The sequence below is a fragment of the Sphingobacterium sp. UDSM-2020 genome, from assembly GCF_016132525.1.
Lineage (GTDB): Bacteria > Bacteroidota > Bacteroidia > Sphingobacteriales > Sphingobacteriaceae > Sphingobacterium > Sphingobacterium anhuiense.
Map to the genome: position 1 here is coordinate 5,436,356 of NZ_CP066166.1, position 14,949 is coordinate 5,451,304.

Annotated in this window: 10 protein-coding genes; 7 read left to right on the forward strand and 3 right to left on the reverse strand. The window is 36.7% G+C overall.

Annotation, left to right across the window (positions count from 1 at the left end):
* Positions 1-86: 86 nt before the first annotated feature.
* Positions 87-1,052 carry a hypothetical protein gene (locus tag JAZ75_RS22965; protein ID WP_208698796.1) on the forward strand — a complete coding sequence of 322 codons (966 nt, stop codon included), beginning with the start codon at positions 87-89 and terminating at the stop codon, positions 1,050-1,052.
* A gap of 75 nt (positions 1,053-1,127) precedes the next feature.
* On the opposite strand, the gene JAZ75_RS22970 is transcribed toward JAZ75_RS22965, so the two are convergent.
* Positions 1,128-1,565, reverse strand: a complete 438-nt coding sequence (locus JAZ75_RS22970; RefSeq protein ID WP_208698798.1) for a hypothetical protein — start codon at positions 1,563-1,565, stop codon at positions 1,128-1,130.
* 297 nt (positions 1,566-1,862) lie between these two features.
* On the opposite strand from JAZ75_RS22970, the gene JAZ75_RS22975 reads away from it, so the two are divergent.
* The 6 genes from JAZ75_RS22975 to JAZ75_RS23000 all read left to right on the forward strand — a co-directional run bounded on the left by JAZ75_RS22975 (position 1,863) and on the right by JAZ75_RS23000 (position 11,613).
* Complete coding sequence (locus JAZ75_RS22975) at positions 1,863-2,333, forward strand: SRPBCC family protein (RefSeq protein ID WP_208698800.1); 471 nt, start codon at positions 1,863-1,865, stop codon at positions 2,331-2,333.
* 966 nt (positions 2,334-3,299) lie between these two features.
* Positions 3,300-3,884 carry an RNA polymerase sigma factor gene (locus JAZ75_RS22980; RefSeq protein WP_208698802.1) on the forward strand — a complete coding sequence of 195 codons (585 nt, stop codon included), beginning with the start codon at positions 3,300-3,302 and terminating at the stop codon, positions 3,882-3,884.
* Between the two features lie 55 nt (positions 3,885-3,939).
* Positions 3,940-5,157: a FecR family protein gene (locus tag JAZ75_RS22985; protein ID WP_208698804.1), complete on the forward strand. Its 1,218-nt coding sequence runs from the start codon at positions 3,940-3,942 to the stop codon at positions 5,155-5,157.
* Between the two features lie 186 nt (positions 5,158-5,343).
* Positions 5,344-8,868, forward strand: a complete 3,525-nt coding sequence (locus tag JAZ75_RS22990) for a TonB-dependent receptor (RefSeq protein WP_208698806.1) — start codon at positions 5,344-5,346, stop codon at positions 8,866-8,868.
* Between the two features lie 21 nt (positions 8,869-8,889).
* A complete protein-coding gene (locus tag JAZ75_RS22995) occupies positions 8,890-10,650 on the forward strand; it encodes a RagB/SusD family nutrient uptake outer membrane protein (protein ID WP_208698808.1) in 1,761 nt (586 codons plus the stop codon).
* Positions 10,651-10,728: 78 nt separating this feature from the next.
* Positions 10,729-11,613, forward strand: a complete 885-nt coding sequence (locus tag JAZ75_RS23000; protein ID WP_208698811.1) for an endonuclease/exonuclease/phosphatase family protein — start codon at positions 10,729-10,731, stop codon at positions 11,611-11,613.
* A 280-nt stretch (positions 11,614-11,893) separates the two neighbouring features.
* On the opposite strand, the gene JAZ75_RS23005 is transcribed toward JAZ75_RS23000, so the two are convergent.
* Positions 11,894-14,155: a GH92 family glycosyl hydrolase gene (locus JAZ75_RS23005; RefSeq protein WP_208698813.1), complete on the reverse strand. Its 2,262-nt coding sequence runs from the start codon at positions 14,153-14,155 to the stop codon at positions 11,894-11,896.
* Between the two features lie 78 nt (positions 14,156-14,233).
* Positions 14,234-14,935, reverse strand: coding sequence for a DUF3823 domain-containing protein (locus JAZ75_RS23010; RefSeq protein WP_208698815.1), 702 nt, complete (start codon positions 14,933-14,935; stop codon positions 14,234-14,236).
* Positions 14,936-14,949: the final 14 nt, after the last annotated feature.

Consider the following 14,949-nt stretch of genomic DNA (forward strand, 5'->3'; position numbering starts at 1 on the left):
TTTATTAAAATAATGACAATTCATATTACTACAAGATTTAGATCAAATTTTCACCAATTTTATTTTTAAATTTACCCTAGCTCAATATGAATAAAACCATTCAGGATTACGGATCAATCACAGCTCATATTAACACAAGATTTAAATCAAATTTTCACAAATTAATGAAGACTTTTTTACTGACAATTACGTTCTTAATACTCTTTTCTATAAATAATTACAGCTGGTCCCAGCTATTAAATGATTCCAGAGACTTCAATAACTTATTGTCAATAGGTCAATTATATTCATCTGGTGGAGAGAATTACGAAGATTCTCTCCAAAAATTAAGTACTCCAAGACTTGAACCGATTATTTCTGCATTAAAAGTAATAAATGCAAAAACTGCTGATATTCTTCAAATTGAAATGCTCAAGAAACCTAGTCATGAGATACTTTTATATTGGTATATTATACGAGAGATTCATTATAATCATAATAACGAACAACCCATTGCAGATTCTTTGGTAGTTAAAAAAATATTGTCATCTAAGATTGATCCTAGAAATCTACTGGATAATTATTATAGCAGGATATTATCTGGACTTTCATTTTACTTCAATGAGGGCAATCTTTCCAACTTTAATATTAATTTAGAAAAACTTGAATTAGACAATCCGGAAGAAAAGGCTATCCTATATTTTTGTTTAATAGACAACTTGATTGGCTCGAGGATAAAAGTACTGCAGTATGTCAAGAAAGATAAAGACATCATGAAATTTATCAAAAAAATGCCGAAGATAAATAATAATGAATATTACTGTTATAATAATTTTGATTTTGAAGATTTTGAATGGATGGGATATGACAAATCCAAATCCTATAAAATGACACACTTATCTAATTTTTATAATACTCTCTTGGTTCACTTTTCGTCTTTAATTAAAATTAAGGCATCGAATAAAACAATTGATGTATACCGCAAATCAATCTTATCGGAACCAAAATATTTTCAATTCTCTGAATCGAGTGAAGATCTAAAAAGATGGTACAATAAGAATCAAGTAAAATAGGCAAGGAATCTTCTGAAAAGGAATTGTCTAAGCCAATGTCGATCACTTGGAAATAATTCCCACGTCCTTAAATTTTTACTTGTCATTTTGTTCAAAAAATGATTTCGCCATATTTCGTATTAAATCTCTATTTTCCTGAGAATTATCGATTGCACTTCGAATATGGGATTCTGGGCCATATATTTCTTCATAAATTGTTGTTTTTTTGAATTTAGCATAATCCCCTTTCCTCATTAATAACATGAGCAAAGTATATAAATCATTATTCTCTTTTTTATCCAATTGATCCAATACAATAGGAATCCCTTCTCTAACATTCAGGGATTCCATCGTAAGTAGAGCATTAGTTCCTATAAATCCATCCTTACTTATAACATTGTCCAAAAGATGAAATATGGTATCTCTATGCTGCTTTAAAGCATTCAATTGCCTATCGCTCCACACAAATTCCCTATACTTTCTATAAAAAGTGCCATATAATTGTGGTTCATCTTCCTTTGTTATTCTAAACACCTTATTTATATGTAGATATGAGTTTAAATACACTTTCAGCAGATACATAATCAATCATATAACATAAGCTCAAATTTACGAATGTTGTATAACAAGAAAATTCAATCTGATTAAGATTGAACACAATAGCTGTTAAACTCACCACTAGTTGCATCTGAACTCTCTTCCCTAGCTTTTCCTCCATGTAACTAGTCCATTTTAATTGAAATAATCTTGATATATGGCACCATTTTTATAAATGCCCTCAAATAATGAAGCATAATTTCTATTAACTTTACGACTATAAGCAAATAATAGATGCCCAAAATTGAAATTATTACTATAATCAATGCACCTATAGCGTTGTGTTTTGATCTTGCCAGGAGTATTGATTTACATACTATTTCAACTTCAAAAACAAATGAAAAAGCTATTGGTGGTAGAACACAAGGATTAATAGAGCTACATGAATATGTTACTTGGCAAGCCACACATTTTGGTATTAGACAGATACTCACTTCAAAAATAACAGCTTTTGAAAGACCTTATTACTTTGTTGATGAGCAAATAAGTGGTGCATTCAAATCGCTATACCACGAACATGTATTTGAACAGGATGGTGAAAAAGTAATCATGAAAGATATCTTTACATTTCAATCGCCTATGGGGATATTTGGAAAATTATTTAACAAACTGATTCTAACAGCATATCTTCGCAAATTTCTCATGACGAGAAATAATATGATTAAAGAATTCGCTGAAACGGACAAGTGGAAAAGACTGATCTGATTATTGCACAAAAGACGAAGATGCCTGGTTACATGCTACCAACAAAGAAGCTATCATTTCAATAATGAAACCTTATGATGGAGAACTAGGTAGTCATCAAGTTTTATGAGTAACAGATCCCAAGATGACAAAAACCTAGGCGAGCACCTAGGTTTGAAAATTTACTAAATTTCTGACTTTGGGAGCCCATTAAAGTTTTTATTATGATATACATAAAAATAAATAAATAATTTATAATTCCAAGATATTAAATAAAAAAGCCTTTGGCCCGCAAAACCAAAGGCTTCAATATTCATAAAATGATAAGGTAAATTATTGATCTAAAAATAATATGATTTTTTATATTTTAAATGTGTGAAACAAAAAAAGCTCCAAATGATTATCTGGAGCTTGAATTTTCAGCATTGGGTACTGACTAAATGTATTTGATTTGATTGGAAGCTTCCGACGGCTTCTAAATAAAGGTAATGAATTAATTTTCAGCTGGCAATAGGATTTAAGAATTTATTTTCAAGAGTTCAAAAGCCTTTATTCACAATGAATAGGGATTTTAAATTAATACAAATCTAGTTGATTCAGATCTCCAAAATATTAATCCTGTGATAACGATATACCAATAAGCAATGTCTAAAATCATAAGTCAAGATTATCCATACTAAGGCAACACGCAGGATAATGATGGATATAGGGGATGTCAGGTTGAAATGCATATACAAGAATAAGAGTAAAACAGAACTATAGCTCCTTCTGTACCCTCACGATTTGATGTAACAGGTTAAATAATTTCAGAAAAGTAAGTCTAGGACCTATCATAAAAGAGGCTCTTTTTAGTTTTATTTCAGAAAACAGCATCATTGACAATGTGTTGTAAAGCTATATAATTTCATTTTGAAATAACCTTATATTTATATATATTTAATATCAGTTTCGTTACTTTAACCAAAATAACCTAGGGGTCATATTATAATGGATGTGAAAGGATTTTCATGTAGTTTAGATGAGTTTAATCGCTTTAAATTAGGGGATGAACGTGCTTTCTATAAGATTTTCGAATATTATAAGCCAATCCTGTTCCAACGGTTATGTAGACTATGCCCTTCTCAGGTTGATGCTGAAGAGATCTTGCAAGAAATCTTTATCCAGTTATTTATGAAGCGTCATGATATTCCTGATGTTGAAGCAATTTATCCTTTCTTATATATTGTTGCAAAACGAATGGCTGTTTCTGCATTTAGAAAGGAAGCCGTTCGTCAACGCTTTCAATTAACTCATAATTCCCAATGGCACGAAGCGCATGATCGGTTGGGAAAACAGATTGAAGATAAGGATTTGATTGTGTTTCTAAATGCGGTAGTGGATCAATTACCTAAACAACAGCAAGTCATTTTTCGAATGAGTAAGATCGATGAAATGAGTTATTCGGAAATATCAGATCAAATCGGGATCTCAAAAAATACGGTCAGAAATCATCTTGTGGCTGCCTATCATTTTGTCCGTTTAAGGTTAGAGAATATCTTATTTCTTATATTTTTCATAAAAAATATCTTTTAACTAGTCCATCTTTCTTTTTGGTGCGATTAATCTAATAGCGCACAATAAATATAAGATGTCTAAAGTAGAAGCATATAAAAAACTTATCCGCCAGTTCTATGCAGGTTCCCTTCAGGGAACTGCGAAAGATAATTTTATCAAGTATTTTGAAGATCCAGAGTTTCTGGAAGCTTGGGAAGAGTTGATGAAACAAGATACGGATGAAAATACTTCGCTTAAAGAACCTGATTCATCACAATTATTTGCTCGAATAAAAAACGATGACCGTGTTAAAGATTATCTTACCGATGTCCCTGCAGGTTCATCATTTAAAATAAAAATCTTCAAAAGAATAGCGGCCGCTGCACTAGTGTTATCGGTTGGCATAGTGGCTTTTCTAATCTGGAACCAGAATGAGACAAAGATCGGCCAAATAGCACAGCTCCAACATAGAGATGCCGACTTCAAGGTTTTGCCCGGAACTAATAAAGCTCAAATTATTTTAGAGAATGGATCACGCATTGATCTAGAAAAAATTAAAGGCGATACTGTAATCGCTCACGGTGATTTTGAAATTGTGAAAACAGCGGATGGCTCGATATCTTATCGACCAAAATACCCTGGTAAAGGATCCTCAAAACTGGTGTATAATACTATTGTGACGCCGGGAGGTGGAGAGTATAAATTAATCTTGCCAGATGGAACAAAGGTTTGGCTGAATGCCATGACAACTCTTCGGTATCCGATTCAATTTAATAAAGCTATTCGAGAGATTGAAATGACAGGCGAAGCCTATTTTGAAGTTGCGAAAGTATTGAATGAAGGTAAACGTGTTCCATTTATTATCCATACAGGATCTCAAAAACTGGAGGTATTAGGAACGGTCTTCAATCTGCAGCATTACGGACAAAAGATTATCACCACGCTACTGGAAGGTAAAGTGAAATTAGACTTTAAGGAAAGTGGTCTAGAAGGGCAATATTTAACTCCTGATGAACAGGCTACATTTGATATGGCTAATAATCGGGTAAAGAAAATACAGGTAGATCCTTTTTATTTTTCGGCTTGGAAAGATGGAAAATTTGCTTTTGAAAAGACAGCAATTGAAGAGGTAATGGAAACAATAAGCCGATGGTATGATGTGGAAGTTATCTTTAAGAATCAATTGACAGATTTTCAGTTTTCAGGAACAATTTCCAAATATGAAGATATTAATAAACTGCTTCAAACGATTGAACTTGTCGGAGGCATACATTTCCAATTAAAAGGAAGGAGAATTTATGTAATGAAATAATATCTACACATGTGAAAAATTTCAGGAGCGTTGCGACCGCCCCTGAAGTTTTGTCTTTAAGAAAGACAGGAGGCCGAACAAATCTTAACTTATAAAATCATTATCAACCGTATGCAAAAGTACAAAAAAAATCGGTGTGGGATGCCTATGAATTTTAGGCAGACCTACACCATTAACCCATTGACTATGAAATTGTCAATCGCACTACCCTTATTATTTGCCACAGCTTTACAGGTAAGCGCCCTCACCTATGGTCAGGGTATAAATTTGAAGAAACAAAATGTTAAACTGGAGACAGTGATAAAGGATTTACAAAAGCAAAGTGGTTTCAATATTTTGTATAAAGAATCGCTTGTTTCCAATACAAAAAGAATAAATATCAATTATAATAATGTTCCATTTGAAACTGTACTGAAGGATATTCTTGCTCCATATGAGATCAATTATAGAATTGTTGATAATAACGTTGTGCTGAGCAAAGCATTGCCAAAAACGGCCTCTATGACTGAAATCCAAACTCCTGTAGCACCTATACAACAACGGAAAATTAAGGGGAAAATTTTAGATGCGGCAGGTCTGCCGCTAAGTAATGTTACGGTCACGGAAAAGGGGACGTCAAATAAAACGGGTAGCGCTGAAAATGGGCAGTTTGAAATCCAATTATCTGGTAATCACACAACGTTGCAATTTTCAATAGTCGGTTTCCAGACGCAGGAACTCTCGGTAGAGGGTCAGTCAGATGTGACTGTTTATATGAAACCCGCTATAACCGCAATGGATGAAGTGGTGGTGGTTGGTTATGGAGAGCAAAAACGTGTCAATCTGACCGGGGCGGTTAGTCAGATCTCCGGTAAAGAATTTGAGGACAGACCTGTTACTCAATTAACGCAGGCCTTGCAGGGAACGATTCCCAATTTAAATATTGTATTTGGATCTGGAAAACCTGGAAACAGCGGTACTGTCAATATACGTGGTAACACGTCCATTAATGGCGGGGGCCCACTGATCCTGATCGATGGTATATTGGGTACATTAGATCGTGTCAATCCGAACGATGTTGAATCTGTGACGGTCTTAAAGGATGCTTCTGCAGCTGCCGTATATGGAGCTCGCGGGGCATTTGGAGTGGTGTTAGTAACCACTAAGAAAGGAAGTAAAAATGGTAAATCGATTATTGATTATAGTAATAATATCGGGTTCACCAAACATGCAACTAATACAGATTTCATAACAACTGGGTATTGGAACGCAAAACTTAATGATGATGCGATGTACAATGCACTGGGATATCGCACCACCCGTTATACCGATGAGGATTATGAAGAGCTATTGTCTAGGGTCAATGATCAGGTTGAAAATCCTGACCGCCCTTGGGTAGTTGTCAAAAAAGATGCTAGTGGTCGGGATATATACCGCTACTATGGCAATTTTGATTGGTTCAATTATCTGTATGACGACAGCAGACCTAAGAGCGAGCATAACCTTTCGTTCTCTGGATCTTCAGGAAATACCAGATATGCACTCTCGGGATCGAAGGCTAGCGAACAGGGAATATTTAATATTGATCCTGATCAGTTCGGGAGATACAATTTAAGGGCTAACATCGCCAGTGATGTTAAAAAATGGTTAACGGTAAGCAATAGTACGCACTTTTTCAAATCATCTTATGATTGGGCTGGACTGGAAAATAATTTTAGCACGGTTGCTAATAACGTCAGTAACAGTCCAACTTATCATTATCATGCCATGTATGTACCCCGTAATCCGGATGGGACATTAACTGGATATTCAGGCATCAACAGTTATCCAATTGGCTACGGCTTGCACAATGCTCTTGAAAGTGGCAATATGAGAGGTTATACACGTGGTACTGAGTTTACCAATATGACAGAAGCTGTTGTTAATCTTGGTAAAGGTTTGAGTGTTACGGGTAACTATTCATACCGGGAGTATAGATCTGATTATTCCTACAGACAGACGAAACAATTCTACTCCAAGTATCCGGGCGTAATGGAACTGTCTTCTCTTTCGCAGTTAAATCAGGACAAGCTTCGAGAAAGTATGAGTAAATATGTCTGGCATTTTATCAATGTATTTGCAACCTACAAAAAAGATTTTGCTGATCATCATTTCACAGCAATGGCTGGTTTCAATCAAGAAGATCGTATGTACAAAAGGATTGGCGGAATCGGACAGGATTTACTTTCTGAAAGCTTAAACGATCTAGACTTGGTCATTGGAGAAAAGCAATTCGAGGGCGGAGCAGATGAATGGGCTCTCCGGGGTGGGTTTTATAGATTAAATTATGATTATTTAGGGAAATATCTGTTTGAAATGAGTGGCCGATATGATGGTACTTCACGTTTTCCTAAACATAGTCGTTTTGGATTTTTCCCTTCTTTTTCTGCGGGTTGGCGTATCAGTGAGGAAAAGTTTTTCCAACCATTGAAGAATACGGTCAATAATTTAAAATTACGCTATTCTTACGGATCTTTAGGAAACCAGGAGGTAAGTACTTATGCTTATATTTCATCAATGGGTACTGGTCAGATCTCATACCTTGTCAATGGACAAAAATTGAATGTGGCCAATAACCCTGCTCCTGTTGCTCCAACTTTAACCTGGGAAGAGATTACAACAAGTAATATTGGTTTAGACTTCAGTATGTTTAACAATCGTTTGGATTTTCAGTCAGATTTATACGTAAGGCAGACAAAGGGTATGCTGAGCAGAGGAAAAACGCAACCTGCAGTTTTTGGTGCGGCTGAACCTCAAGAAAATGCTGCCGATCTTAAAACGAAAGGATTTGAGGTTTCTTTACTATGGAAAGATCAATTTGCTGTAGCAGGTAAAACCTTTAATTATTCTATTCGCGGTATGCTATCCGATTACCAAGCTGAGATCACAAAATTTGCCAATGATGCAGGTCTGTTAAATAACTATTATACAGGACAAAAACTGGGTGAAATTTGGGGATACAAATACGATGGTCTTTTCAAAACGACCGAGGAGGCTCAGGCATATGCTCAGATTGTCAATCAAGATCAAATCAACAGAAGACGTGTACAAGCACCTACAGCTGATCTTCGGATGTTGCAAGCTGGAGATATCAAGATTTTGGATCTGAATGGCGACGGAATTATTAACGCGGGCGATAATACCTTGAACAATCCTGGAGATCGCACGATCATCGGTAATGATCAACCTCGATATTCCTATGGGCTCAATTTGTCTGCCAACTGGAATGGTATTGATGCTTCGATATTCCTTCAGGGAGTGGGACGCCAAAATTGGTACCCTAACCTTGAAGCGCAAGCATTTTGGTCCGTGTATGCAAGACCTTATGATTCCTTTATCCCGGCTAATTTTCAAGAAAAAATCTGGTCTCCTGAAAACCCGAATTCCTATTTTCCTTTCTTGAGAGGTTACACTGCCCAGAATTCAGAACTATCTGTTGCTAATGATAGGTATATTCAGGATATCGCGTATCTGAAACTAAGAAACCTGACCATAGGATATACGCTTCCGGTATCGCTGACAGAGCGCGTTCACATCAATAAATTGCGTGTATTTTTTAGCGGAGAAAACCTGCATACTTGGACCAAATTAAAAACCGATTACATCGATCCGGAACAAGTGATGACAGATAATACCGGAAGAAGTTATCCTGTAGGACGAGTATTTTCATTTGGAGTACAAGTTTCATTGTAAATCGTATAAATCAGTTAAATAATGAAAACGAATAACACGTATATAAAAGTTGCTGCATTCGCAGCAGTTCTTCTCTTTAATTCCTGTAACGATAAATATCTTGAGCGTTACCCTTTATCGGAATTAGCTCCCGAGAATTATTTTCGTACAGCATCGGAATTACAAACCTATACCAATGCTTTTTATAATGATTTGCCAGATGCATTAGCGATTCACTATAACAATCCTAATCAAGGTGATGATGAGGCACGAAATACTTTAGCCGCCGAGTTTCAGGGCACACGAACTACGCCATCTAGTGGCGGCGGATGGAGTTGGACCGTGCTGCGCAAAATCAATTTCTATTTAGCCAATTCACATAAATGTGCTGATGAAGGAGCACGTCTGCAATATGATGGAGTAGCTCGATTTTTTAGAGCATACTTCTATTTTGACAAGATTCAGCGATTTGGCGATGTACCGTTGTACGAAACAGTAAACGAGCTAGATGATCCTGCCATGTTTAAAGCAAGGGATTCACGAAAAGTTGTTTTTGCGAAAGTTCTAGAAGATCTAGATTACGCTATTGCACACTGTAGTGACACGAAAAGCGCTCAGCTTATTACCAAATGGACAGCATTGGCCTATAAGTCCAGAATGTGTCTCTTCGAAGGTACATTTCGTAAATATCATGGTTTAGGAGATTGGGAAGCTATTTTGGAAGAGGGAATAAAGGCCTCAGATGAGTTGATGAAATCGAATACCTATAGTATTTATAAAAGCGATGTAAAAACAGCCTATCACGAACTTTTTATTGCTGAAGACGCCATTGCATCTGAGATGATCTTAGCCAGACAATATAATGCTGCGGTACCTTATGTGCATTCGGCCAATTTTTATATCCTGTCAGCATCTTATGGCCGACCAGGAATGGTAAAACAATTGGTAAACAGCTATTTGATGCAAGATGGCTCCCGCTTTACCGATAAGCCCAATTTTGAAAAGATAGGTTTCTACGAAGAGACGCAAAATAGGGATCCGCGTTTATCTCAGACTATCCGTACCCCTGGTTATAAAAGGATCGGTGCTACAACGACATCAGTCCCTGATTTTGCAACATCAGTTACAGGATATCAATATATTAAATACATACTTGCTCCTGCGTTTGATGCAGGTCAGTCGACCAATGACATGCCTATCATTAGATATGCTGAAATATTATTGAATTATGCAGAAGCGAAAGCTGAATTAGGAAACTTGACACAGTCTGATATCGATCGCAGTATCAAACTACTGCGCGACCGTGTTGCAATGCCGAATCTTTTATTAAGTGCTGCTAATGCAACGCCTGACCCCTATTTATTGGCAAGCTATCCTAATGTAACTAAAAACGGACAGACAGGTGCTATATTAGAGATTCGTCGGGAACGTCGCATCGAACTGGTGAAAGAAGGTTTACGCTATCAAGATTTATTACGCTGGAAGGAAGGGGCAAAGCTCGCTCAACCATTTTATGGCATGTATTTTTCAGGAGCAGGCGAATATGATCTGGACCAAGATGGTAAGTTGGACTTAGTTATTTATCAAGGAACTGCGCCAACAAAAAAACCGGGTGTCCAATATCAAAAACTGGGAGAACTGGTATTAGAAAATGGCAGTAATGGTGGTCGCATTGTCAATTTACCTGACATTGATAAGAAATGGATAGAATCAAAAGATTATTACTATCCTATTCCTACCCAAGAGCTTCAACTGAATAATAAACTGGAACAAAACGAGGGCTGGGATAAATTGGGCACTTAGTATTTCTTAATCAATATTTTATGAGTAAGGCCGTTGAGCCTTACTCATACCTTTAATATCAACAAAAAAACAAATATTATGAAAAAAAATATATCATCTCATCTATTACTGATCCTTTGTACAGTGATCAGTACCCAAATTGCAATTGCCCAGGAGCATTTAAACATCGTTTCCTATAATGTGCTTTATGGACTCAAAAAAGATTCGGTCAATATTAATCGATTTATCGATTTTACGAAAGATTGGAATCCCGACGTGATTGCATTGGAAGAAATGAATGGATTCACGCAAAAGACATTGGAACAATTGGGACAACAAATAAAACATGATTATGTACTCCAATCCAAAGAAGAAGGTTTTCCAGTTGCAATAACATCAAAATATCCTTTGGTAAATTTTCGTAAGGTCACGGAAAATATGTGGCATAGTTACCTATATGCTAAAATAAAAGGCGTTCATTTTTTTGTCATCCATTTTTCACCTTTTAATTATCAAAAAAGATTAAAAGAAGTGACGGATGTGTTGGCTCAAGCAAAGGAAATTCCTGCCGGTGAACCGATTTTAATCATGGGCGACTTCAATTCCTTAGACGCATCTGATCAAGAGAAATACGATCATAAAGTTTTGGCAGGTATGCTGGAAAATGAAAAAAAGCACGAGCATATTCGTAATCTCAATAATGGGCAGATTGATTATAGCGTACTCGGTAAATTAAAAGAAGGAGGATTTCAGGATACTTACCGTTTATTGCATCAAAATTTTGAAAGTACTGTACCGACATTTAAAGATGGAAATGGTCAAATGAAACAAAGTGCAACAGGAATACCGAAACGGATTGATTTTATCTGGGCTAACGCACGTGCTGCTAAGATGGTGATTAAAAGTGGCGTTATAAAGAATGAATTTACCCATTATATATCTGATCATTACCCTACTTATGTTGAGCTGGATCTGATGAAATAACATAAAATAAGTTTAAAAGAAAGAATCCCGTGGTTAAACAATTTCGGGACTCTTTCTTTTTAGGGTGTCTTAACACGACGATCTACACATCTTTAAACAACCCCTCCTATGCCATGCCACATTTCCTTGTAACGGATGCTATTTAAGTTTTTGGTAAAAAAAGTTTAATCCCTTCTAATTTTTGAAGATTGTCGGAATCATTAAATACAAAAGCTTGCAGATCGGGATAAGACTGACGTTGGGTCGGAAAGTAATGCACATTAATCGTCCATAAAAATTTTCAATATTTAAATGAAGGAGGTGCATCTTTCATTTTCGCTCCCCATTCTTTATTAGGGTATGGCCCCATTACAAATTCTATTAAGCCACCGTTTACAATATCATCGTGTGCAAACCAAGCCTTATTCCAGTCCTTTCCATTGATCTTAGCAGACTGGATATACTTATTTTGTTTCGACAGATTTTGGGCTTTAATCGTCAATTTATTACCATCTGATAATGTAATCTGAGATTCGTTAAAAAATGGGGTTCCAATGACATATATAGGCATTCCGGGAGTAACGGGGTAAAACCCTAACATAGTAAACACAACAAATGCCGACATACCACCGCCGTCTTCATCGCCAGGCATACCCATCAGATCATTTCTAAACCATTGATGTACCAATTGATGAATTCTTTTTTGAGATTTCCAAGGCTGACCGGCATAATTGTACAAGTAAGGAACATGTAGACTGGGCTCATTTGCCATCGAAAATTGCCCTACGTTACCGGTATGATCGGGTAATTGACTGTAAAACTCAAACTTACTTTTCCCTAGAGGTTCTCTGAACGTCTGATCCAGATTTTCAATAAATTTATCACGGCCTCCCATCAAATCGATCAAATCTGCAATATGATGTGGAACATCCCATCGGTATACCCAACCATTATTTTCCCCATAATACTCACGTGCACCCTGTCCGCCATCATACCGGTAATCAAACGGTTCTATAAAATTCCCATCCTTATCTTTAGGATGAAAAAAGCTTGTTTTGCTATTAAAAACATTTCTATAGTTGAGCGCATGTTTACCATACTTTTCGTGATCTTCTTTTTTTCCTAATTGCGATGCCAGCTGGGCCAGACACCACTCATCGTAAGATGTCCCCAGGGTCACAGCAATGGGTTGACGCTTCTCAAAATGATGTACTTCAGGTACTGTCTCTACCTCTCCAGGTTTCAATGCAGGTATATATCCATGAGTTTTATAAAAGTCATCCAACCAACCCGCGGGCTTTGCCGACCAGGGTGCCAGTGTCTTGTCTTCAATTGCTCCTTTAGCACTTTGATATGCTTTTTCTACATCAAATGAACGAAGTCCTTTGGCATAAGCATCAGCGATCGTAGCCACACCATGGTTAGAATTCATACGTCGCGAATCGCCGGTAATCTCTGGAAAAGTAGGTAACCAAAACTGATCCATCTGCTCGGCCATCCTAACATAGGATTGAATTATATCAGATTCTACCTCCTGATCGATCAATAACCGTAACGGATGGGTAGCTCGGTAGGTATCCCAAATCCAGTCATCGGTATAAAATGGTCGTTCGTCTGTATGCACCTGACCATCAAATGCACTAAAATAACGACCATCTTCTGAGATATTAACGGGTCTTTCATAGCAACGATACACCGAGCTATAAAACAAAGCTTCATCATCTTTGGACAATCCTTTCACTTGAATTTTACCTAAAGCATAATTCCATAGATCACGTCCTTTATTCGCTAGCAATTCCAAATTATAATCCTTTATCTCGCGTCTTAGATTTAACTCCGCTTGTTCAACGCTTATAAATGATATACCATATCGTATTTTTAATAACTCCAATCCGGGTTCAAAATGAAGAATGGCAGCTACCTGATCTCCTGATTTGGAAGTTACCTGGTCATCCAACTGCCCTTGGTCATTTCGTGTTCCTACTTGAAGTGGTTGTTGGTTTACCTCAGCATATAGATAAACTATTGTCTTATTATCCAAGTTCTGAGAAGCTTTAATCTTATTTCCACTCACTGATATTGTTCCAGATTGGGTATTTAAGATGAGTGAAGGTGCATAGCGTTCCCTAAATCTAATTTCATACAATGCCGACTGATGGGATGGTGCATATTTGACATCCATATCCCCGTTCTGCAGATTGGATGTATATAAATAGGGTTTGATGACTTCATTGTCATAGTCTAAGGAATATACATTATTAAAATGTGTTTTGTCAGTTCTGTCTACTGGACTTAGATTAAAAGCAGACCGTCCCCGATGACTGGTCACAATCATAGGTAAGCCATAGAGTTGATCTGTGGTAAAATCTTGTCTTTCAGGATACACCCGAAGCATACTATTGGGTAGATGTATAGTAGGATACGTAGGTACTAGCAAGTGGCTGATATTACCCATGTAAGGATTGACCTGATCAACTGGCGAATCAATTTTATTTCTTGTTGCGCAGCCCATACAAAGCATCGCCAATATATACAGGCGTCCTTTTTTTAATATTGCTATCATATATTTGCTCAAAATGAGGTTGCACAAAGTATATATACTTTGGCAACCTCCATTAAATCATTATAAAACATCTAGGCACTACAGGACAGTCAATTGAATCGTAGAGGCATAATTATACTTGGCTTCGCTCGCATCAATCAGTGCACCTACTCTAAAATAATACGATTTTCCTTTGACGAGTTTGCTATTGTTTGCCACTAAATCGATCTCCAATTGATAGGTTTGATTTTCATCTACTTTCACATTAATATCTTCTTGCTTATTTACGATATTTAATGGCTCTCCAACATTAATCTCTTGATGCGCAAACAGTCCGATACGCTTAACCGGGTTTTCTACCGTTTGTTGCACCTTAAATGTGGCCACCACCTTATCTCCTATTTGCTTAATGACAGCATTTTTGATCCGGATATAAGGCTGTACTTTAAAATCCTTAACCGTACTGCCCGATACCTCAATCTCCTGTTTTTCGACAGGTACAAAATTTCCTCTTACAGGCTGTATCGTATACCGGTTTGCAAACATGAGGTTGTTACGATAAGTGCCCTCGTTTTTAACAACAATGTACTGCGTCTGTGGATTTTTAAATCCGAGTTCAATATATTCGATCTGCGAGCCTCTAATGACATCTTGCTGGATAAGCTCACCAGTCTCCACATCATATAGGCCACCTGATATCGTGGCATTTGGCCCTTCATAATTGTCAATATCACTGAGACCGCAAGCTGTAAACAAAGCAAGTTGCAGTGAGACGAAGGATAAATATAATATTCTTTTCATAGCTTTCATTTTAG

Coding starts and splice junctions, on each gene's coding strand:
- JAZ75_RS22965 (WP_208698796.1), top strand. CDS start 87: ATGAATAAAACCATTCAGGATTACGGATCAATCACAGCTCATATTAAC.
- JAZ75_RS22975 (WP_208698800.1), top strand. CDS start 1,863: ATGCCCAAAATTGAAATTATTACTATAATCAATGCACCTATAGCGTTG.
- JAZ75_RS22980 (WP_208698802.1), top strand. CDS start 3,300: ATGGATGTGAAAGGATTTTCATGTAGTTTAGATGAGTTTAATCGCTTT.
- JAZ75_RS22985 (WP_208698804.1), top strand. CDS start 3,940: ATGTCTAAAGTAGAAGCATATAAAAAACTTATCCGCCAGTTCTATGCA.
- JAZ75_RS22990 (WP_208698806.1), top strand. CDS start 5,344: ATGAAATTGTCAATCGCACTACCCTTATTATTTGCCACAGCTTTACAG.
- JAZ75_RS22995 (WP_208698808.1), top strand. CDS start 8,890: ATGAAAACGAATAACACGTATATAAAAGTTGCTGCATTCGCAGCAGTT.
- JAZ75_RS23000 (WP_208698811.1), top strand. CDS start 10,729: ATGAAAAAAAATATATCATCTCATCTATTACTGATCCTTTGTACAGTG.
- JAZ75_RS23005 (WP_208698813.1), bottom strand. CDS start 14,155: ATGATAGCAATATTAAAAAAAGGACGCCTGTATATATTGGCGATGCTT.
- JAZ75_RS23010 (WP_208698815.1), bottom strand. CDS start 14,935: ATGAAAAGAATATTATATTTATCCTTCGTCTCACTGCAACTTGCTTTG.